Below are 19198 nucleotides of genomic sequence, written 5' to 3'. Positions count from 1 at the left end.
CATGAGGATCCGCGCCCCGCGCCTCCTGCCGGATCAAGTCTTCGCCGAGGCCCGCGAGCGCATCCTGTCCGGCCGCCTGCCCGCTGATACGCCCATCCGTCAGGACGCCCTTGCGCTGGAGCTGGGGGTCAGCAAAATCCCCCTGCGCGAGGCCCTGGCGCGACTGGAAAGCGACGGATTGGTGGTCTCCTACCCCAACCGTGGCTACATCGTCCGCCCTCTGTCGCGCGCCGACGCCGAGGATGTCTTCGACCTGCGTCTGCGCATCGAACCGAACGCCTGCGTTCTGGGCGCCGTTGAGGCCGACCATGCCGCGCGCGAGGCCGCGCGTTTAGCCTTCACCGCGCTGGACGCCACCCTGCGGAACGGCCTGGCCGACGTCGGCCGGCGCAACCGCGAGTTCCATCTGGCGCTGGTGCGGCCGTCCGGGCGCGGGGTCACGATCGAGACCGTCGATCGGCTGCTGGCCCTGTCGGAACGCTATGTGCGGGTGCATCTGGGCGAGCACCGCCGGCTCGACCGCGCGAGCCTTGAGCACGAGACCTTGCTGCACGCCTGGCTGGACCGGCGAACCGAAGTCGTGCGTCGCGAGGCCCGGGCGCACATCCGGGCGACCCTGGTCGACCTGCGGGCCCAGTTGCCCGACGTCTAGCCGGCGGGCCAGACCGGGACGTCTGCGAACGGCTCGTCGAGGCTGTGCTGGGGTTGGGTGAACCACTCCGGGCCGGCGTCGGTCATATGGAAATGGTCTTCCAGCCGCACGCCGAAACGGCCCGGCACGACGATCATCGGCTCGTTTGAGAAACACATCCCCGTCGCCAGCGGCGTCGAGTCGCCCTTCACCAGATAGGGGCCCTCGTGGATGTCGAGGCCGATGCCGTGGCCGGTGCGGTGTGGGAGGCCGGGCAGATCGTAGCCTGGGCCAAAGCCGTCGGCCTCCAGCGACCGCCGCGCCGCCGCGTCGACGGCCTCGCAGGCCACGCCGGGCCGGGCGGCGGCGAAGGCCGCGGCCTGGGCCCGCTTCTCGGCGTCCCAGACGCGCCGCACATCCGGGCTCGCGTCGCTGAACACATACGTCCGGGTGATGTCCGAGCTGTAGCCGTCGATCCGTGTGCCGGTGTCGATCAGCACCACATCACCGGAGGCCAGGGCCCGGTCGCCCTCCCCGCCGTGCGGCAGGGATGTGTCCTCGCCGAAGGAGACGATGCAGAAGGAATTGCCCGATCCGCCCAGCGTCCGATGCTGATCGTCGATGAAGCGGACCACTTCCGAGGCGCGCTGGCCGGCGTGAAGCTGGCCGTGGGCGCGGCGGTGGACCTCGATCGTGATGGCCTTGGCATGACGCATCAGGGCGATCTCGGCGGGCGATTTCCGACTCCGCAGCGGATGGATCAGCGGGTCGGCGTCGGCGAGGCGCGCGTCGTCGATCTCGGCGCGCAGGCTGCGATACATGGCCAGCGCCATCCGCTCGTCGACCGCCATCCGACCCGCGGTCCCGATCCGGTCGGCGACCAGCCGCCACGGACTCTCGTCCTCCTCCCAGGTCAGGACCTCCCCCGGGAGGGTGATCAGCCCCTCGACCTTCTCCAGCTCGAAGCGCGGCGTGATGTAGTCCAGCCCACCCGAAGCATGGACCAGGGCGCCCAGCAGGCGTTCGGAGGCGTACCAGTCGATCCCGGTGAAGTAGCGCAGACTTGAGGTCGAGCCGAGCAGCAGCGTCTCGACCCCCGCGGCCTCCATGCCGCGCCGCAGGTCCGCCAGACGCGTCTGCCGCTCGGCTGCGCCGATGGGAGCCGGGCTCGATGTTGAAACGCTGACCATGGCCCGCTCCGAACGTCACTGGATTGAGTATCGTATACGATCGTGCTCAGTTGGCTATCGAACGACAAGGGGGGAAGACCTTGGTCCTGACAATTTTGCTGACAGCGCTGGCCTTGCTGGCGACGGCCTTCGTCGTTGTGCTGGGACGGGCGGCGCTGAAGCGCGGGACCGGCGCGCCCGGGCTCGAGTCCATCGTCCTCGGCGCCGTCGCCAATTTCTTCGACACCCTGGGCATCGGCTCATTCGCCCCGACGACCGCATGGCTACGGTTCCGCAAGATGACGCCCGACAGCTTCATCCCCGCGACCCTGAACGTGGGTCATGCCCTGCCCACCATGGTGCAGTCAGCCGTATTCCTGGTGCTGCTGGGCGTCCACGTCGACCCCATGCTGCTGGTGACCTGCATCGTCGCGGCGGTGGCAGGCGCCGTGGTCGGGGCGCCGCTGATGGTCCGGGCCCCGGTGCGCGTGGTGCAGGGAATTGTCGGAGTCGCCCTGCTGATCGCCGCGGCCCTCTACGCCATGAGCAATCTGGACCTGATGCCGATCGGCGGAACCGCCACGGCGCTGGAGCCCCGCCTGCTCTGGATCGCCGTCGCGGCCCATTTCGTCATGGGGATGCTGATGGCCTTCGGCATCGGCCTCTACGCCCCTTCCCTGATCCTGCTCAGCCTGCTGGGGCTGGACCCGCGCCTGGCCTTTCCGGTCATGGCCAGCGCCTGCGCCTTCCTGATGCCGACCACCGGCTTCCGCTACATCCACGCGGAACGCATCGACCTGCGGATCGTCATCGGAATCGCCCTCGGCGGCATCCCGGCCGTTCTGGTCGCCGCCTTCGTGGTCAAGGAAATGCCGATCGAGCCGCTGCGCTGGGCCGTCGTGGTCGTGGTTCTCTATGCCGCCGCCCTGCTGTTGCGGGCGGCGACCAAAGGGGACGTCCCGAAGACCTAGTGGCGAACGCGAACGTAGTCGCCCGGAGCGGCGGCCCCGGCCTTGAGCTTGCCCGAACCGACCTTGCGGGCCTTGACCTTGTCGTCAACCGAGGCGGCGTCGAGCCAGCCCTGCCATTCGGGCCACCACGAGCCGGTCTTCTGCTCCGCGCCGGCCAGCCAAGCTTCGGCATCGGAGGGGGCCTCGTCGTTGGTCCAGTAGCCGTGCTTGTTGGCGGTCGGCGGGTTGATCATGCCGGCGTTGTGGCCCGATCCGCCCAGCAGGAACCGCGTCGGTCCGCCGAAATACTGACGCCCGGCGTAGGTGTTCTTCCACGCCGAGACGTGGTCGTCCTTGAGCGCCACGATCATGACCGGGGTCTCGATGGCCTTGAGATCCAGCGTCACGCCGTCGATCGCGACCCCGCCGTCCTTGAGCTGGTTGCCGCGCAGGATCTGGCGGCCGTATTCCTTGAGCATCCGCGCCGGGATGCGCGACCCGTCGTCGAACCACCACAGCAGGTCCGAGGCGCGGGCCTCGTCGCCGAGCAGATAGTGGTTCACCACCGACGACCAGATCAGGTCGTTGGCCCGAACGGCCGAGAACAGCTTGGTCAGATCGTGCGCCTCGACATACCCCTTGTCGTCCAGATAGCGGTCAAAGGCCTTCAGGTCGTCCTCGCCGGTGAACACCGACCATTCGCCCATGTCGCCGAAGTCAACCAGGGTCGCGATCAGGGTCGCCGAGGCGACGCGCTCTGCGCCGCCCGTCGCGGCGAGATAGGCCAGCGTCATGGCCGACAGTGTGCCGCCGAGGCAGTAGGAGACCAGATCCGCGTCCGCCTCGCCCGTGGCCGCCTCGACGGCGTCCAGGGCGGCCACCACGCCGTCCTTCACATAGGCCTCCATGCCGTTGTCGGCGTGGCTCTCGTCCGGGTTGGCCCAGGAGATGACGAAGACCGTGTGGCCCTGATCCACCAGCCATTTCAGATAGCTGGCCTTCGGCGTGAGGTCGAACAGGTAGTATTTGTTGACCAGAGGCGGCACGAACAGCAGCGGACGGCGATAGACCTTGTCGGTCGTCGCCGCATACTGGATCAGCTCCATCAGGTCGTTCCTGAAGACCACCGCGCCCGGCGTGGCGGCGACGTTGACGCCCAGTTCGAAATCGTTCGGCGCACGGCGACTGACCAGACCCTGACCCTTGCCGACGTCCTCCAGCAGGTTCGACAGGCCGGTCATCAGATTCAGGCCGCCGCTCTCGATGGTTCGGCGGGCGACCTGCGGATTGGTATGGGCGAAATTGCTCGGCGCCAGGGCGTTCATCATCTGCCGGCTGGCGAAGTCGACCTGGGCGCGGGTGGCGTCATCGACCGGGGCGGCGGCGACGAAATCCTGCAGCTGGCGCGCGGCCAGCAGATAGGCCTGTTTCAGATAGTCATAGACCGGCTCGTCGCTCCACGCCGGGTCCGAGAAGCGGCGGTCGCCCTTGGCGGGGGCCGCGACGGGGGCGGCCTCCTGGCCCATGGCCCGCTCGCCCATGGTGCGCCACAGGGCGGTCCAGTCGTTCCAGTTCTTCGCCTGGGCTTCGAACAGGGCCACGGGCTGGGTCATCACCGCGGTGTTGAAGTCGATCATCGCCCGCGTCAGCGTCGCCGGGTCATAAGGCAGCGCCTGGGGCGTGGCGGCCTGGGCCATGGTCGTACGCACCGCGGCGGCGGCGTTCTGCATCAGGGTGGTCAGGGTCTCGGCCACAACGGTCGGATCGGGCAGCTGGGGAACCGGCGGCGGGGAAACGGTCATGGCAGGCTTTCCGCTTACAGCGAGACGAGGACATCCACGGCCGCGCAGTCGCGCGGGGCCACGAACAGCAACGCCAGGGCGCGGTCCGGGTTCTCGGCCGCCCAGGTCGGGCAGGGAGCGTCGAACGCGTCGATCAGCGCGACTGTCGGCGTGGGAATAGCGGTCCGGATGGCGGGCGTATAGGCGGCGGAGTCGAAAGCCATGACGGTGTCCTCGGAACGGAGACGTTCGGATGGCGGCGGTATGTCATGGCTTTTCTGTCTTGACGATGCCAAGATTTGCGCAATCGTTGTGCGTTTTTGCACAGGAGCGGACGGTGGCCGATTTCAACTGGAACGACCTGCGCGCCTTTCTGGCCGTGGCCCGCACCGGGCGGCTGACCACGGCCGCGGCGCGGACGGGCATGGACCACACGACCGTGGCGCGACGCATCGCGGCGCTGGAGGACGGACTGGGCGCCCGCCTGTTCGACCGCAGCCCCCAAGGCTACACCCTGACTCCCCATGGCGAACGGTTGATGCCGACGGCGGAGAAGATCGAAAGCCTGACCCTGCAGGCGGCCAGCGAACTGGGTGAGGCGGACCAGGCCCTGACCGGCACGGTCCGGATCGGCGCGCCCGAGGGGTTCGGCAGCTATGTCCTTGCGCCACTGATGGCGAGGCTGGCGGATCGGCATCCCGGACTGGATATCCAGCTGGTGGCCATTTCGGGCGTGCTGAGCCTGTCCAAGCGCGAGGCCGACATCGCCGTGACCCTCAGCGCGCCGCGCGAGGGCCGGCTGATCTCGCGTAAGCTGACCGACTACGGGCTCAGCCTCTACGCGGCCCCCGCCTATCTCGACGTCCGCCCGCCGATCCGCACCCGCGCCGACATGGCCGGTCAGCGCTTCATCGGCTACATCGGCGACCTGCTCTATGCGCCCGAGCTCGACTATATGCAGGCGCCCGATGTCGACATCCATGTCGCCCTGCAGAGCTCCAACCTGATCGCCCAGCTTCAGGCGGCGCTCGCCGGCGCCGGCCTGTGCGTCCTGCCTGACTTCATCGCCGCGCGTGAGACCGGATTGCGGTGTGTCCTGCCTGACGCCGTGCATCTGGACCGCAGCCTGTGGCTGGTCACCCACGCCGACCTCAAGCCCCTGGCCCGCATCCGGGCGGTGACGGCGATGATCGTCGAGGCGGTCAGGGCGGACCGAGCCATGTTCACCGGCGGCTGACGCTGGACTTCCGCGCCAGATTGTTTCAAGCTTAAAATATGTCGTCGGATCAAGCTGTCAGAAGCATCGCCGTCGTGGGAGCCGGGCCGGGCGGCCTGTACCTCGCGATTTCCCTGAAGCTGCGCGATCCGTCGCTGTCCGTTGTGGTCCACGAGCGCAACCGCCCGGACGACACCTTCGGCTGGGGCGTGGTCTTTTCCGACCAGACCCTGGCCAATCTTAAGGCCAATGATCCGGAGACCGCGGCTGTCATCGAGGCCGCCTTCGTCCATTGGGACGACATCGACGTCCATATCCACGGCCAGACGATCCGTTCCGGGGGCCACGGTTTCGCGGGCATCGGACGTCAGCGACTGCTCACCATCCTGCACGAGCGCGCTAGGTCGCTCGGCATCGACCTGCGGTTCCAGAGCGAGGTCGCTGACATCCGCGCGCTGGACGCTGACGTCGTCGTGGCCGCCGACGGGCTGAACAGCCGGGTCCGCAACGATCACCCCGAGGTCTTCGGCGTCGATATCGACGTACGGACCAACAAATACATCTGGCTGGGCACGAAACAGTCGTTCGACGCCTTCACCTTCGCCTTCGTTGAGACGCCTCACGGCTGGATCTGGGCCCACGCCTACCAGTTCGAACCGGGCGCCTCGACCTTCATCGTCGAATGCACCGAGGCGACCTGGCGCGGCCTCGGCTTCGATCGCCTCGATCAGGACCAGACCTGTCGCGCCGCCGAGGCCCTCTTCGCTGACTGGCTGGGCGGCCACGCCCTGATGAGCAACGCCAAACACCTGCGCGGCTCGGCCTGGCTGAACTTCCCGCGCGTCGCCTGTTCCAATTGGCGCGACGGCAAGGTGGTGCTGCTGGGCGACGCCGCCCACACGGCCCACTTCTCCATCGGCTCCGGCACCAAGCTGGCGTTCGAGGACGCCATCCGCCTCGCCGAAGCCTTAATCGACGGCGGCGACCTCGACGCTGCCCTCGCCGCCTATGAGGCCGAGCGCCGGGTCGAGGTGCTCAAGCTGCAGAGCGCGGCCCGCAACTCCACCGAATGGTTCGAGACGGTCGACCGCTACGTCGGGCTTGAACCGCTGCAATTCGCCTACAGCCTGCTGACCCGTAGCCAGCGCGTCAGCCACGAGAACCTGCGCCTTCGCGACCGCGCCTTCCTCACCGGCGTCGAGCGCTGGTTCGCCGACGCTGCGGGCGCGCCGCCCTCGCCGGAACCGCCGCCGCCAATGTTCGCGCCCCTGCGCCTGCGCGGCCTGACCGTGCCCAACCGCGTCGTCGTCTCGCCGATGTGCATGTATTCGGCCGAGGACGGACTGGTCGGCGACTTCCACCTCGTCCATCTCGGCGGTCGGGCGCTGGGCGGGGCGGGACTGGTCTTCACCGAGATGACCGACGTCTCCGCCGACGCCCGCATCACGCCCGGCTGCGCCGGGATGTACCGGCCCGAGCACCGCGACACCTGGAAGCGGATCGTCGACTTCGTCCACACCCAGGGATCCCGCATCGCCATCCAGCTGGCCCATGCCGGCCGCAAGGGTTCGGTCGAACGCCCGTGGGGTCCGCGCGCCGATCAGCCGCTCGAGGACGGCTGGCCCCTGATCGCCCCCTCCCCCATTCCGTGGTCGGACGAAGACCAGATTCCGCGCGAAATGACCCGCGCCGACATGGACCGCGTCCGCGACGACTTCGTCCGCGCCGCCCGGTGGGCCGACGAGGCCGGCTTCGACATGGCCGAGCTGCACTGCGCCCACGGCTATCTGCTGTCGTCCTTCCTGACTCCGATCTCCAACCACCGCACCGACGACTACGGCGACTCGCTGGAGAACCGGCTACGCTTCCCGCTCGAGGTCTTCGCCGCCATGCGCGCCGTCTGGCCTGAAGAAAAGCCAATGTCGGTCCGCCTGTCCGCCACCGACTGGGTCGAGGACAGCGCCACGCCGGAGGAGTCTGTGGCCATCGCCCGCGCCTTCGCCGGGGCCGGCTGCGACCTGATCGACGTCTCCGCCGGCCAGACCTCGGAGCAGGCGAAACCTGTCTACGGCCGGATGTTCCAGACCCCGTTCAGCGACCGCATCCGCAATGAGGCGGGCGTGGCCACCATGGCCGTCGGCAACATCTACGAGACCGACCACGTCAACAGCATCCTCGCCGCCGGGCGCGCCGATCTGTGCGCCCTCGCCCGGCCGCATCTGGCCGATCCGAACTGGAGCCTCCGCGCCGCCGCCGAACTGGGCTGGCGCGGGATCCAGCCGCCGGTCCAGTATCTCGCGGGTTTCTCACAGCTTGCCCGCAACCTCGAACGGCAGCAGCAGGCGGGACCGGTATGAGTCTGACCGGACATCATGCGGTGGTCACCGGCGCCGGTTCCGGCATCGGGCGGGCCACAGCCGAACGGTTGGCTGAGGCCGGCTGTCAGGTCACCCTGATCGGACGCCACATCGGCCGGTTGGCCGAGACCGCCGACCGCATCGGCGACCTCGCCTTCGCCGCCCCCGCCGACGTCACCGACCCCGACATGCTGGCCGCCGCCATCGAAGCGGGCCGCGACCGGTTCGGCCCGATCGATATTCTGGTCAACAACGCCGGCGCCGCGACCTCGGCCCCCTTCCTCAAGACCGACGCCCATGCCTTCCGCGCCATGCTGGCCCTCAATCTCGAGGCCCCCGCCGAGGCCGCGCGGCTGGTGTTGCCCGGCATGCTGACGCGCCGTTGGGGCCGCATCGTCAACGTCGCCTCGACCGCCGGTCTGAAGGGCTACGCCTATGTCTCCGCCTATGTCGCGGCCAAGCACGGCCTCGTCGGCCTGACCCGCGCCCTGGCGCTGGAGGTCGCCGCCAAGGGCGTCACCGTCAACGCCGTCTGCCCCGGCTTCACCGAGACCGATCTGGTCGCGCGTTCGGTCGAGGTCCTCGTCGGAAAGACCGGCCGTAGCGAGGACGAGGCCCGCGCCGCTCTGGCCGCCTCCAATCCGCAGGGCCGGCTGATCACCCCGGACGAGGTGGCGATGACCGTCGTCTGGCTTTGCGGCGACGGCGCCTCGGGCGTCAACGGCGCGGCGGTGCCTGTCTCGGGCGGCGAGCTGTGAGCCCCGCCGTCGCCTCGCTGCCGGACAGGCTGGGCGGCGCCCCGGACGGCAAGCGCTCGCTCCGCCTCTGGCTGCGGCTACTGACCTGTTCCACCACCATCGAACAACGCGTGTCGCAAAGGCTCCGCGACGAGTTCGACACCACCCTGCCCCGGTTCGACATGCTGTCGGCGCTGGACCGCGCGGGCGAAGACGGCCTGACCATGGGCGAGGCCGCGGACCGGCTGATGGTGTCGAACGGCAATGTCACCGGCCTGGCCGCGCGCCTGAAGGCTGACGGCCTGATCCAGCCCATGGCCGGCGCCGACCGCCGGGTGCAGCGGGTCCGTCTGACTGCGGCGGGCAAGACACGGTTCGCCGTCATGGCCGCCGCGCACGAGCGCTGGATCGAGGCCCTGTTCGCGGGACTCACCGAAACCGAGGCCGATGATCTGACCGCTTTGCTGGAGCGCACCAAGCGGTCGCTTCACGCCACCACTCACGAGGAGCTGAACGGATGAAGGCGCGCGACTACAAGGCGGCCCATTTCCTGTGGTCGGTCGACGACGATGGGGTTGCGACCCTGACGCTGGACCGGCCCGAGCGGAAGAATCCGCTGACGTTCGAGTCCTATGCCGAGATGCGCGACCTGTTCCGCGCCCTGATCCACGCCACCGACTGCAAGGTCGTCGTCGTCACCGGCGCCGGCGGCAATTTCTCCTCCGGCGGCGACGTGCACGAGATCATCGGCCCTCTGACCCGGATGGCGATGCCCCAACTCCTGGAGTTCACCCGCATGACTGGCGATCTCGTCAAGGCCATGCGCAGCTGCCCGCAGCCGATCATCGCAGCTTTGGACGGCGTCTGCGTCGGGGCCGGCGCCATCATGGCCATGGCCTCGGACCTGCGCATCGCCACGCCGCGGACGAAGACCGCCTTCCTCTTTACCCGCGTCGGCCTCGCCGGCTGCGACATGGGCGCCTGCGCCATCCTGCCCCGCCAGATCGGTCAGGGCCGGGCCTCGGAGCTGCTCTTCACCGGCCGGGTCATGACCGCCGACGAGGGCGAGCGCTGGGGCTTCCACAATCGCCTCGTCGAACCCGACACCCTGATGAACACTGCCCGCGAGCTGGCGCAGTCGCTGGCGAAGGGCCCGACCTTCGCTCATGGCGTCACCAAGAACCAGCTCAACGTCGAATGGGACATGAGCCTCGACGCCGCCATCGAGTCCGAGGCCCAGGCGCAGGCCATCTGTATGAAAACCAACGACTTCCGCCGCGCTTACGAGGCCTTTGCAGCCAAGCGCGAGCCGGTGTTCGAGGGAAACTGAGTCATGGCGGACCGCACCTTCCTCGACTGGCCCTTCTTCGACGACCGCCACCGCGCCTTCGCCGCTGAGCTGGACGCCTGGGTCGACCGGACCGAGGCCATGGGCCTCCACGGCGACCACGACCTCGACGGCGACTGCCGGACGATCCTGAAAGCGCTGGCCGAAGGCGGCTGGCTGAACAACGCCGTGCCCGACGCGAACGGAAAGCTGGACGTGCGCACCCTCTGCCTGACGCGCGAGACCCTTGCTCGCCGTTCCGGCCTGGCCGACTTCGTCTTCGCCATGCAGGGCCTCGGCTCCGGCCCGATCAGCCTGTTCGGCACGGACGAGCAGAAGGCCCGCTGGCTCCCGGGCGTGGCCTCGGGTCAGACCATCGCCGCCTTCGCCCTGTCCGAACCCGACGCCGGTTCCGACGTCGCCGCCCTGTCGACCACCGCCCGCCCCGACGGCGACGGCTGGTTGTTGGATGGAACCAAGACCTTCATCTCCAACGGCGGCCTCGCTGACCGCTATGTCGTCTTCGCCCGCACCGGAGAGGGCGGGGCGAAAGGGCTCGGCGCCTTCGTCGTCGATGCCGATACGCCCGGCTTCGAGGTCGTCGAACGCATCCCCCTGATGGCGCCGCACCCGCTGGCCACGATCCGCTTCACCTCCTGCCGCATCGCCGGCGACCGCATCCTCGGCGCGCCCGGCGAGGGCTTCCGCATCGCCATGGCCACGCTGGACGTGTTCCGCTCGACCGTCGCCGCGGCCGCCCTCGGCTTCTCGCGCCGCGCCTTCGACGAAGCCGCGACGCGCGCCACGGCCCGCAACCTGTTCGGCGCGCCTATGAGCGACCTGCAGCTGGTGCAGGCCTCGCTGGCCGAGATGGCGTTGAAGATCGACGCTTCGGCCCTGCTGATCTACCGCGCCGCATGGCTCAAGGATCAGGGCGCGCCGCGCGTCACCCGCGAGGCCGCCATGGCCAAGCTCTACGCCACAGACGAGGCCCAGGCGGTCATCGACGCGGCGGTCCAGCTGTTCGGCGGTCTCGGCGTCGTCTCGGGCCACCCGGTCGAGAGGCTGTATCGCGAGATCCGCGCCCTGCGCATCTACGAGGGCGCGTCGGAGGTGCAGAAGATCGTCATCGCCCGGCAGGCGCTGGCGGCCATGGCGGGAGGCGCCCATGGGTGAAACCTCCCACATCGACCGGTTCGTGCGGGACCATCTGCCGCCGTCTGCACAGCAGCCCGACCTGATCTTCAGCCTGCCCGAGCTGGCCTATCCCGAGCGGTTGAACGCGGCCGCCGAACTGCTGCGCCGCGCGCTTGCCGCCGCCGGTCCCGACGCCCGGGCGCTCATCGACTTCGACCACGAGTTTTCGTGGAGCCGGGTCGATGCCATCTCTGCCCGAATGGCGCGGGTTCTCGTCGAGGACATGGGGCTGGTCCCTGGCAATCGCGTGCTGCTGCACGGCCCGAACTCCTCATGGACCGTGATGGCGTGGTTCGCGATCCTGAAGGCCGGCGGCGTGGTCGTGGCCACCATGCCGATGCTCCGGGCCGCCGAACTGGCGACCGTGATCGACAAGGCCCGGATCAGCCACGCCCTCGTCTACGCTATGTTCGGAGACGTCGTTGCGGAAGCGAGCGCAGCCGCCCCGTCGCTGACCCGCGTCATGGACTCCGCCGCCCTTCAGGCCGCCGCCCAGGCCAAACCGGGCGGCTTCGACGCCGTCGACACGGCCGCGGACGACCCCGCCCTGATCGCCTTCACCTCGGGCACCACGGGCAAGCCGAAGGGCTGCGTCCACTTCCATCGCGACATCCTCGCCATGGCCGACACCTTCGGACGGCACGTCGTCGGCCTGACGAAGGACGACATCGTCGTCGGCACCCCGCCGATCGCCTTCACCTTCGGCCTGGGCGGGCTGGTGGTCTTCCCGGCCGCCGTCGGCGCCGCGACCGCCTTTGCTCCCCGCCCGGGCTTCGACGCCCTGGCCGAGACGGTCGAACGCCGCCGCGCCACGGCCCTGTTCACCGCCCCCACGGGCTACAGAGCCTTGCTGAAGCTGACCGGCGAACGCGACCTGTCGAGCCTGCGCACCTGCGTCTCGGCCGGAGAGACCCTGCCCGCCGCCAGCTCCGACGCTTGGCATGAAGCTACCGGCGTCCGCATCATCGACGGCATCGGCTCGACAGAGATGATCCACATCTTCATCTCCGCCTCAGGCGACGCCATCCGTCCGGGCGCCACCGGCAAGGCCGTGCCCGGCTACGAAGCCCGGATCATCGACGCGAACGGCCGCACCCTCCCGGCCGGCGAGACCGGACGTCTCGCGGTGCGCGGCCCGACCGGCTGCCGCTATCTCGATGACGACCGGCAGGCGGCCTATGTGCAGGACGGCTGGAATCTGACCGGCGACGTCTATCGGCTCGATGAGAATGGCTATTTCTGGTTCGTCGCCCGCTCCGACGACATGATCGTCTCCTCCGGCTACAATATCGGCGCGCCCGAGGTGGAGAACGCGCTGCTGCGCCATCCCGCCGTGGCCGAGGCCGCGGTGATCGGCGTCCCCGATTCCGAGCGCGGCCAGATCGTGAAGGCCTTCGTGGTCCTGAACCCCGACCACGCCGCCTCCGACCCTCTGAGAAACGCGCTGCAGGACCATGTGAAGGGCGTCATCGCCCCCTACAAATACCCCCGCGCCCTCGATTTCGTGGACGCCCTGCCCAAGACCCAGACCGGCAAGCTGCAGCGTTTCCGGCTGAAGGCGGGCGCATGAGCGGCCAGGTCTTCACTACCGAACGACGAGTCCGCTTCGCCGACTGCGACGCCGCGGGCATCGTCTTCTTCCCGCGCTATTTCGAGATGCTGAACGGCGTGGTCGAAGACTGGTTCGCCGGGCCGCTGCAGGCCTCGTTCCGCGAACTGCACGTCAACCGTCGCGTCAGCGTGCCCACCGCCGCCGTCGAGGCCCGCTTCATCGTCCCCTCGCGGCTGGAGGACGAACTGACCTTCGCCCTGACCGTAACCAGACTGGGCGGCGCCTCCTGCGGCCTGCGCCATCGTATCAGTTCAGGCGGGCAGCTACGCTTCGAGGCGACCCAGACCATCGTCTATGTCGGCGCATCGCTGAAATCCGAGACGTGGCCCGAAACCTTGCGCGCCCTCATCGCCCCCTACGTGGAGATGCCCGAATGAACCGTGCCCTGCTGCCCCAAGGCTGGCCCCGGCCCAAGGGCTATTCCAACGGCATCGAGGCGACCGGTCGCACGGTATTCGTAGCTGGCCAGATCGGCTGGACGCCCGAAGGGGTGTTTGTCGAGACGGGCTTCTCCGGCCAGTTCCGGCAGACCATCGAGAACACCCTCGCTGTCCTGTCCGAAGCAGGGGCTGGTCCGGAACACATCGTTCGCATGACCTGGTACGTCATCGACAAGACTGAATACCTCGCCGCCCTGCGCGACATCGGGGCGGTCTGGCGAGAACTGATCGGCTCTCACTATCCAGCCATGGCCGTAGTCGAGGTGAAAGGCCTGATCGAGGACGCCGCACGGATTGAGATCGAGACCACGGCGGTTGTGGGCTGAGCGGGGCGATGGTGCCGACGCTTACGCCAAGCGGGCTAATTCGAATTCGGCACCAAAAATGTCTCAGGCGCGCGACCGGAAGCCGCACGCCTGAGAACTTCCTGATCGTTGGTCGTCAGTGACAACCCGTCCGCTCAGTCGCTTTCGCTGTCGTCGTTGACCGTGGTGATCAGCGCGAAGGACGCGACGGTCACAGCAAAGAAAATCAGCGCGGGTGACAGTGAGCCCCCGAATTCGCTGGCTTCGTCTGCTTGCGCGCCCACCCGATCGGCGACGCGAGCCGTGGCTTGGGTCGTTGCCATGGCTTGGGTTGCGACAAGCATCCCCCCGACCAGAACGGCAGCAATCGTCTTCTTCATAAGTCAGCTCCTTGGTGTGTCAGGCGATACAACCGTCTTATGGAGAGGCGGTTCCCCGCTTTTTCCGTCGAGATGGTCCAGCTCCCGCCGCCGAACCCTACTCAGCCGGCAGACTTGGCGCCGGACGATTCGGCGGTCACTGGTAGGTCTGGGCGACAGGGCGGACCATGCGGCTGCACGACGACGTTCTCGGCCGACTCGAGGCCGAGGCCATTTACATCTTCCGGGAGGTCGTCGCCGAGTGCGAACGGCCCGTGCTGCTGTTCTCGGGCGGCAAGGACTCGGCGGTTCTGCTGCACCTCGCGCGCAAGGCCTTCTTCCCGGCCCCGCCGCCCTTCCCGCTGCTGCACATCGATACGATGTGGAAATTCCGCGAGATGTACGCCTTCCGGGACGAGGCCGCGGCATCGGCAGGGATGCGGCTGCTGGTTCATCGCAATCCCGAGGCCGAAGCGGACAGGATCAACCCGTTCGATCACGGGGCGAATGTCCATACCGATTTGTGGAAGACCCAGGGCCTGAAACAGGCGCTGGACGAGGGTCATTTCGACGCGGCCTTCGGCGGCGCACGCCGCGACGAAGAGAAGAGCCGGGCCAAGGAGCGGATCGTCTCGGTTCGCACGGCGGCGCACGGCTGGGACCCCAAGCGCCAGCGACCCGAGCTCTGGAACCTCTACAACACCCGCCTGAACGCCGGAGAGTCGGTGCGGGTCTTCCCCCTGTCGAACTGGATCGAGCTCGACGTCTGGCGTTATATCCAGCGCGAAAACATCGCCCTACCCTCGCTCTATTTCGCCGCCGAAAGGCCGGTGATCGAGCGCGACGGCGCCCTGCTGATGCTGGACGATGACCGCATGCCGCTGCGAGCGGGCGAGGCAGCGCGGATGCGCCGGGTCCGGTTCCGCACCCTCGGCTGCTGGCCCCTGACCGCCGCCGTCGACAGTGACGCCGGCACGCTGGAGGCCGTTGTGCGGGAGGTCCGGGAGGCCTCGGTGTCCGAACGGCAAGGCAGGGCGATCGACCACGATCCGTCGGCCTCGATGGAGCGGAAGAAGCGCGAGGGCTATTTCTGATGGCGGCGCTGAATGACCCCGGCCCGAAGCAAATCGTCCGCCTGATCACCTGCGGCTCGGTTGACGACGGCAAGTCCACCCTGATCGGCCGCCTGCTCTATGATGCCGGCGCCATCCCCTCCGACCAGATCGCGGCCCTGCCCGATCTCGATGGCGCGCCGGACCTGTCCTTCCTCGTCGACGGCCTTTCAGCCGAGCGCGAGCAGGGCATCACCATCGATATCGCCTACCGCTTCTTCGACATCGGCGAGCGCCGCTTCGTCCTGGCCGATACCCCGGGCCATGAGCAGTACACGCGCAACATGGTCACCGCTGCCTCGACGGCGGACCTGGCCATCGTCCTGGTCGATGCGCGAAAGGGCGTGCTGACCCAGACGCGCCGGCACAGCCGGCTTCTGGCCCTGCTCGGCGTCCGCCGGGTCGTGCTGGCGGTCAACAAGATGGATCTGGTCGAGGGGTCGCAGGACCGGTTCGAGGCCATCGTCGACGACTACCGCGCCTTCGCCGACCAGATCGACCTTACGGACGTGACACCCATTCCGACCTGCGCCCTGACGGGAGGGAATGTCTCGACAGCGGACGACCTGACGCCCTGGTACAATGGCCCCGGACTGATGGCGCATCTGCGGACGGTCGGTTTGGCTGAGAACGCGCCCGGCCCGCTGCGCATGACCGTTCAGGGCGTTAGCCGCCCTAACGCGGACTTCCGCGGCTTCGCGGGCAGGATCGTCGCCGGCACGGCGCGTCCGGGCGATGCCGTCCGCATCCTGCCGTCGGGCGTCAGCGCCGCCATCGACCGCATCGTTACTATGGACGGTGATCTTGACGAGGCCCCGACTGGCCTGTCCGTGACACTGACCTTGACCCCGGAAGTGGACGTCTCACGTGGCAACCTGATCGCCGCCGCCGGCGCACCGCCCGAGGTCGCAGACCAGTTCGAGGCCCACCTGGTCTGGATGTCCGATCGTCCGCTGCTGCCCGGTCGATCCTACTGGCTCAAACTGGGCGTGGAGACGGTCGCGGCGCGGATCAGCGACCTGCGGCACAAGGTCAATGTGGATACCGGAGAGCTGCTGGCGGCGCCGACCCTCAGCCTGAACGACATCGGACTTTGCACCCTGGCGCTCGATACTCCCGTCGCCTTCGAGCCCTATGCCATCAGCCGCGACCTGGGGGGCTTCATCCTGATCGACCGGATGACCAACGAGACCGCCGGCGCCGGCATGATCCGCTTCGCCCTGCGCCGTGCGGCGAACATCCATCCGCAGGCTCTGACCGTCAGTCGCAGCGACCGCGCCGCTCTCAAGCGCCAGGCACCGCTTGTCCTGTGGTTCACCGGCCTGTCCGGCGCCGGCAAGTCGACCATCGCCAACCGCGTCGAGCAGCGGCTGCTCGCCGAGGGCCTGCATTCGGTGCTGCTGGACGGCGACAACGTCCGTCACGGCCTGAACCGCGACCTCGGCTTCACTGACGCCGACCGGGTCGAGAACATCCGCCGCGTGGCCGAGGTGGCGCGGCTGATGACGGACGCAGGCTTGATCGTACTGGTGTCGTTCATCTCGCCCTTCCGCGAGGAACGGCGGATGGCGCGTGAGCGGATGGAGCCAGGCGAGTTCGTCGAGATCTTCGTCGACGTCCCCCTGGAGGTCGCGGAGGAGCGCGACGTCAAGGGTCTCTACGCCAAGGCGCGGGCGGGCCAGCTGAGCCATTTCACGGGCATCGGCAGCCCCTATGAGGCGCCGCAAGCGCCCGAACTGCGGATCGACGCCGCCGCCTGCTCGGCGGATGAGGCGGCCGACCGGATCATCGCCCTCGTCCATGCGGCCCAAGCGGCCGGACGGCCGGCCTGAGGCCTCAGGCGGCGTATTCCGTCACCGTCAAGGTCGTCTCCAGCGACACCGCCCGCACCGGCGGTCGTTGCTCTTCCGGTCGCAGGTCATGGGCCGTGGACACGATCGCGAGCGGCCCGGTGGTCAGCCGCGCCAGTTCGACGACGGCGCTGTCGAAGGTGAAGACATGGGCGTAGTCGTCGTGCCCGGCATGGTCGCCCGCTTCGCCCATGCCGAAATGCACGAAAGTCGGGGATACGCCCAGATCGACCCGACCCTTTTCGGCGAACACGCTGGTGGCGATGGCCCGGCCGGTCAGGTTTTCAGACCGTTCATAGGCGACGACCCCTGTCCCCTCGATTGTCACCCGACCCGGCGCCTCGCGCAGGAGACGCACGATCTCGGCGGGCAGTTCCAGGCGGACGGAGCCGTCACTCGTGTCGGCGTCGACCCTTACCGAGACCTCGCTGGTCGACACAGGTGGGCCGCTCAGCGCGCCCGGCGGCAGAGCGAAGACCAGCGGCGCATAGAGGCTGTCATAACGATAGCCCAGGCTGCGCGTGGTGGTGATGCGCGACGCGACCCAGCGTCCCGTCTGCCGGCCGTCGGGACCCGTGAAGCCCGACATTGAGACGTCCTTCCACGGCCGGGGATAGGACAGGTCGCCGTTCTTCTGGTGCCAGGTCGCCCAGACCCGGTCGACATTGCAATGGTGCAGCCAGAAGACCGGGTCCAGAGCCGCCGTCCGGGTGCTTCCCATCAGGCCGCCGACCAGCATGTGGATGATGTTGTGGCCATACGCCTCGACCCGGCCGGCCGCCCGCTCGCGACCGCAGAAGGCGTCGAAATTGTCGGCCGATACGCGCGCCACGTCGCGGCTCTGCGCGAAGCGGGCTTTCTGGAAGTCGAGGGTCTCGGCCGCCGGATCGCGCTCACGTTCATAGAGGGGTGATGTCGGATCCAGCACCCACGGCGGCAGGAAGCGGTCCACCTGCCAGTCCCAATACGGCATGGCGAAGTTTGAATGCCCCGTCACCTGGGCGATGATCCGCTCCAGATGGGCCACCTGCAGCCGGTGCCAGGGCAGGAACCGCCAGTTGCCGTGCTCGGCGCGCTGGGCGTGGAGCCGGTTCTGGGCTTCCCACGACAGGGAATCCGAGCGGCGCTTCATGATCTTGACGCCTTCGGCGAACGCCAGGATGTCGGTGTCGGCGGAGCTCAGGGAGGATGCCGCCCTGCGGACGCGCCGTGCGTCCTGCGCCCAGGCCTCGCCTGTCGCCAGAGCGGTCATCAGACCGCCCGCACCCGCCAGCGCGCCTCTTCGGTTCAGCAACATCGGTCAGGCCCCCGCCTTCAGAATGGCGTTAGGCTTTCAGAACCTCGCCGCCCTGTCCATCGGCATCGCCCGCAGGTTGTCGGCGGTTCGCGGGCTCAGGCTGACCGTGGACCGTCGAACCGCCACTTCATCGCCAGTACGCCGGCGGCCATGACCAGGGCGCAGGCATTGGCGACGATGATCGGCCAGGCGCCGGTCAGCACGCCGTAGGTCGTCCAGAGCACGAAGCAGATCACTGTGAGCGAATAGGTCTTCAGCGATACGGACGAGGCGTCGCGCTCCCTCCAGATCTTGATCATCTGTGGCGCGAAACTGGTGATCGAACACAGGGCTGCGGCCGTGCCGACGATAGTGGCGGCCAGATCGCTCATGCGGACGCCTTGCGCCGGCGGGGCGCCTTCTTCGCAGCCGGCTTTCCGGCGGCGCTGCCCGCCGCCACCGACAGGTCTTCGGCCCGGGTCGCGACGACCGGCATCTGGTCGTCGCCGTGCAGGCGCTGGGCGCGGGCCTCGACCTCCGCCAGGATTTTGGCGAGATCCTTCTCGGTCAGGTGTTCGATCCCGATGAACCGCTCGTCGGCGGCGCTCACCGCATGGAGCAACTCATCCAGCTTGGCCTGCATCGCCGCACCGTCGCGGTTCTGGGTGTTCTGGATCAGGAAGACCATCAGGAAGGTGATGATGGTCGTGCCGGTGTTGATCACCAGCTGCCAGGCCTCGCTGAATTTGAAGATCGGACCGGTCGCCGCCCAGACCAGCACGATCGCCAGACAGCCGATGAAGGTCCAGGGCTTGCCTGCCACCTTGGCGGTCGCCGTCGCGAATTTGACGAACTGCTTTTCCATCGCGCCTCAACCGT

The 19198-nt window shown here is 68.4% G+C and carries 20 protein-coding genes; 13 read left to right on the top strand and 7 right to left on the bottom strand.

What is annotated here, in order from left to right; translation table 11 throughout:
- Position 1: 1 nt before the first annotated feature.
- Positions 2 to 652: a GntR family transcriptional regulator gene (locus ACTIEW_RS04860; RefSeq protein WP_439476792.1), complete on the top strand. Its 651-nt coding sequence runs from the start codon at positions 2 to 4 to the stop codon at positions 650 to 652.
- Here the strand turns inward: ACTIEW_RS04860 and ACTIEW_RS04855 are convergent.
- A complete protein-coding gene (locus ACTIEW_RS04855) occupies positions 649 to 1821 on the bottom strand; it encodes a M24 family metallopeptidase (RefSeq protein ID WP_439476791.1) in 1173 nt (390 codons plus the stop codon). The two genes, ACTIEW_RS04860 and ACTIEW_RS04855, sit on opposite strands and share 4 nt — an antisense overlap.
- Positions 1822 to 1901: 80 nt before the next feature.
- On the opposite strand from ACTIEW_RS04855, the gene ACTIEW_RS04850 reads away from it, so the two are divergent.
- On the top strand, positions 1902 to 2771 hold the full coding sequence (locus ACTIEW_RS04850) for a TSUP family transporter (protein WP_439476790.1): 870 nt from the start codon (positions 1902 to 1904) through the stop codon (positions 2769 to 2771).
- Here ACTIEW_RS04850 and ACTIEW_RS04845 read toward each other — a convergent pair.
- Both ACTIEW_RS04845 and ACTIEW_RS04840 read right to left on the bottom strand, forming a co-directional pair.
- Positions 2768 to 4552: a PHA/PHB synthase family protein gene (locus ACTIEW_RS04845; protein WP_439476789.1), complete on the bottom strand. Its 1785-nt coding sequence runs from the start codon at positions 4550 to 4552 to the stop codon at positions 2768 to 2770. The two genes, ACTIEW_RS04850 and ACTIEW_RS04845, sit on opposite strands and share 4 nt — an antisense overlap.
- Positions 4553 to 4566: 14 nt before the next feature.
- Positions 4567 to 4755 (bottom strand): hypothetical protein, encoded by a 189-nt coding sequence (locus tag ACTIEW_RS04840; RefSeq protein WP_439476788.1) that lies wholly within the window; start codon positions 4753 to 4755, stop codon positions 4567 to 4569.
- Positions 4756 to 4868: 113 nt separating this feature from the next.
- Here ACTIEW_RS04840 and ACTIEW_RS04835 point away from each other — a divergent pair, with 113 nt between their 5' ends.
- Genes ACTIEW_RS04835 through ACTIEW_RS04795 form a run of 9 tightly spaced genes read left to right on the top strand, consistent with a single transcriptional unit; the run spans position 4869 to position 13743 of the window.
- Positions 4869 to 5768, top strand: coding sequence for a LysR family transcriptional regulator (locus tag ACTIEW_RS04835; protein WP_439476787.1), 900 nt, complete (start codon positions 4869 to 4871; stop codon positions 5766 to 5768).
- 38 nt (positions 5769 to 5806) lie between these two features.
- Positions 5807 to 8104 (top strand): bifunctional salicylyl-CoA 5-hydroxylase/oxidoreductase, encoded by a 2298-nt coding sequence (locus ACTIEW_RS04830; RefSeq protein WP_439476786.1) that lies wholly within the window; start codon positions 5807 to 5809, stop codon positions 8102 to 8104.
- Complete coding sequence (locus tag ACTIEW_RS04825; protein WP_439476785.1) at positions 8101 to 8862, top strand: SDR family NAD(P)-dependent oxidoreductase; 762 nt, start codon at positions 8101 to 8103, stop codon at positions 8860 to 8862. The genes ACTIEW_RS04830 and ACTIEW_RS04825 overlap by 4 nt, the downstream gene beginning before the upstream one ends.
- Positions 8859 to 9362, top strand: a complete 504-nt coding sequence (locus ACTIEW_RS04820) for a MarR family winged helix-turn-helix transcriptional regulator (protein ID WP_439476784.1) — start codon at positions 8859 to 8861, stop codon at positions 9360 to 9362. Before ACTIEW_RS04825 ends, ACTIEW_RS04820 begins: the two co-directional genes overlap by 4 nt.
- Positions 9359 to 10171, top strand: a complete 813-nt coding sequence (locus ACTIEW_RS04815) for an enoyl-CoA hydratase family protein (RefSeq protein ID WP_439476783.1) — start codon at positions 9359 to 9361, stop codon at positions 10169 to 10171. Before ACTIEW_RS04820 ends, ACTIEW_RS04815 begins: the two co-directional genes overlap by 4 nt.
- Positions 10172 to 10174: 3 nt before the next feature.
- Complete coding sequence (locus ACTIEW_RS04810; RefSeq protein ID WP_439476782.1) at positions 10175 to 11344, top strand: acyl-CoA dehydrogenase family protein; 1170 nt, start codon at positions 10175 to 10177, stop codon at positions 11342 to 11344.
- A complete protein-coding gene (locus ACTIEW_RS04805) occupies positions 11337 to 12935 on the top strand; it encodes an AMP-binding protein (RefSeq protein WP_439476781.1) in 1599 nt (532 codons plus the stop codon). The genes ACTIEW_RS04810 and ACTIEW_RS04805 overlap by 8 nt, the downstream gene beginning before the upstream one ends.
- Complete coding sequence (locus ACTIEW_RS04800) at positions 12932 to 13354, top strand: acyl-CoA thioesterase (RefSeq protein WP_439476780.1); 423 nt, start codon at positions 12932 to 12934, stop codon at positions 13352 to 13354. The genes ACTIEW_RS04805 and ACTIEW_RS04800 overlap by 4 nt, the downstream gene beginning before the upstream one ends.
- A complete protein-coding gene (locus ACTIEW_RS04795; protein ID WP_439476779.1) occupies positions 13351 to 13743 on the top strand; it encodes a RidA family protein in 393 nt (130 codons plus the stop codon). The genes ACTIEW_RS04800 and ACTIEW_RS04795 overlap by 4 nt, the downstream gene beginning before the upstream one ends.
- A gap of 134 nt (positions 13744 to 13877) precedes the next feature.
- On the opposite strand, the gene ACTIEW_RS04790 is transcribed toward ACTIEW_RS04795, so the two are convergent.
- Positions 13878 to 14102, bottom strand: coding sequence for a hypothetical protein (locus ACTIEW_RS04790; protein WP_439476778.1), 225 nt, complete (start codon positions 14100 to 14102; stop codon positions 13878 to 13880).
- A 167-nt stretch (positions 14103 to 14269) separates the two neighbouring features.
- Between ACTIEW_RS04790 and cysD the strand changes: the two genes are divergently transcribed.
- Both cysD and cysC read left to right on the top strand, forming a co-directional pair.
- Positions 14270 to 15175 carry a sulfate adenylyltransferase subunit CysD gene (cysD, locus tag ACTIEW_RS04785; protein ID WP_439476777.1) on the top strand — a complete coding sequence of 302 codons (906 nt, stop codon included), beginning with the start codon at positions 14270 to 14272 and terminating at the stop codon, positions 15173 to 15175.
- Entirely contained in the window at positions 15175 to 17025 is a 1851-nt protein-coding gene (gene cysC / locus ACTIEW_RS04780) for an adenylyl-sulfate kinase (RefSeq protein WP_439476776.1), read from the top strand. The genes cysD and cysC overlap by 1 nt, the downstream gene beginning before the upstream one ends.
- A gap of 4 nt (positions 17026 to 17029) precedes the next feature.
- Here cysC and ACTIEW_RS04775 read toward each other — a convergent pair whose 3' ends face one another.
- The 3 genes from ACTIEW_RS04775 to ACTIEW_RS04765 form a co-directional block, all read right to left on the bottom strand.
- Positions 17030 to 18295 (bottom strand): tyrosinase family protein, encoded by a 1266-nt coding sequence (locus ACTIEW_RS04775; protein WP_439476775.1) that lies wholly within the window; start codon positions 18293 to 18295, stop codon positions 17030 to 17032.
- Between the two features lie 140 nt (positions 18296 to 18435).
- The gene (locus ACTIEW_RS04770) at positions 18436 to 18711 is read right to left on the bottom strand and encodes a SemiSWEET family sugar transporter (RefSeq protein WP_439476774.1); all 276 of its coding nucleotides are present in this window, start codon (positions 18709 to 18711) and stop codon (positions 18436 to 18438) included.
- Positions 18708 to 19184 (bottom strand): low affinity iron permease family protein, encoded by a 477-nt coding sequence (locus ACTIEW_RS04765; RefSeq protein WP_439476773.1) that lies wholly within the window; start codon positions 19182 to 19184, stop codon positions 18708 to 18710. The genes ACTIEW_RS04770 and ACTIEW_RS04765 overlap by 4 nt, the downstream gene beginning before the upstream one ends.
- Between the last annotated feature and the right edge of the window lie 14 nt (positions 19185 to 19198).

The sequence above is a fragment of the Brevundimonas sp. genome (assembly GCF_051860745.1).
GTDB lineage: Bacteria > Pseudomonadota > Alphaproteobacteria > Caulobacterales > Caulobacteraceae > Brevundimonas.
The sequence above is the reverse complement of the archived record's forward strand: the minus strand, read 5'-3'. Positions and strand labels throughout refer to the sequence as shown.

Excerpts from the sequence above, each read along its gene's own strand:
- ACTIEW_RS04860 (WP_439476792.1), top strand. The coding sequence starts at position 2 with ATGAGGATCCGCGCCCCGCGCCTCCTGCCGGATCAAGTCTTCGCCGAG.
- ACTIEW_RS04855 (WP_439476791.1), bottom strand. The coding sequence starts at position 1,821 with ATGGTCAGCGTTTCAACATCGAGCCCGGCTCCCATCGGCGCAGCCGAG.
- ACTIEW_RS04845 (WP_439476789.1), bottom strand. The coding sequence starts at position 4,552 with ATGACCGTTTCCCCGCCGCCGGTTCCCCAGCTGCCCGATCCGACCGTT.
- ACTIEW_RS04840 (WP_439476788.1), bottom strand. The coding sequence starts at position 4,755 with ATGGCTTTCGACTCCGCCGCCTATACGCCCGCCATCCGGACCGCTATT.
- ACTIEW_RS04830 (WP_439476786.1), top strand. The coding sequence starts at position 5,807 with ATGTCGTCGGATCAAGCTGTCAGAAGCATCGCCGTCGTGGGAGCCGGG.
- ACTIEW_RS04825 (WP_439476785.1), top strand. The coding sequence starts at position 8,101 with ATGAGTCTGACCGGACATCATGCGGTGGTCACCGGCGCCGGTTCCGGC.
- ACTIEW_RS04815 (WP_439476783.1), top strand. The coding sequence starts at position 9,359 with ATGAAGGCGCGCGACTACAAGGCGGCCCATTTCCTGTGGTCGGTCGAC.
- ACTIEW_RS04810 (WP_439476782.1), top strand. The coding sequence starts at position 10,175 with ATGGCGGACCGCACCTTCCTCGACTGGCCCTTCTTCGACGACCGCCAC.
- ACTIEW_RS04805 (WP_439476781.1), top strand. The coding sequence starts at position 11,337 with ATGGGTGAAACCTCCCACATCGACCGGTTCGTGCGGGACCATCTGCCG.
- ACTIEW_RS04800 (WP_439476780.1), top strand. The coding sequence starts at position 12,932 with ATGAGCGGCCAGGTCTTCACTACCGAACGACGAGTCCGCTTCGCCGAC.
- ACTIEW_RS04795 (WP_439476779.1), top strand. The coding sequence starts at position 13,351 with ATGAACCGTGCCCTGCTGCCCCAAGGCTGGCCCCGGCCCAAGGGCTAT.
- ACTIEW_RS04790 (WP_439476778.1), bottom strand. The coding sequence starts at position 14,102 with ATGAAGAAGACGATTGCTGCCGTTCTGGTCGGGGGGATGCTTGTCGCA.
- cysD (WP_439476777.1), top strand. The coding sequence starts at position 14,270 with ATGCGGCTGCACGACGACGTTCTCGGCCGACTCGAGGCCGAGGCCATT.
- cysC (WP_439476776.1), top strand. The coding sequence starts at position 15,175 with ATGGCGGCGCTGAATGACCCCGGCCCGAAGCAAATCGTCCGCCTGATC.
- ACTIEW_RS04775 (WP_439476775.1), bottom strand. The coding sequence starts at position 18,295 with ATGACCGCTCTGGCGACAGGCGAGGCCTGGGCGCAGGACGCACGGCGC.
- ACTIEW_RS04770 (WP_439476774.1), bottom strand. The coding sequence starts at position 18,711 with ATGAGCGATCTGGCCGCCACTATCGTCGGCACGGCCGCAGCCCTGTGT.
- ACTIEW_RS04765 (WP_439476773.1), bottom strand. The coding sequence starts at position 19,184 with ATGGAAAAGCAGTTCGTCAAATTCGCGACGGCGACCGCCAAGGTGGCA.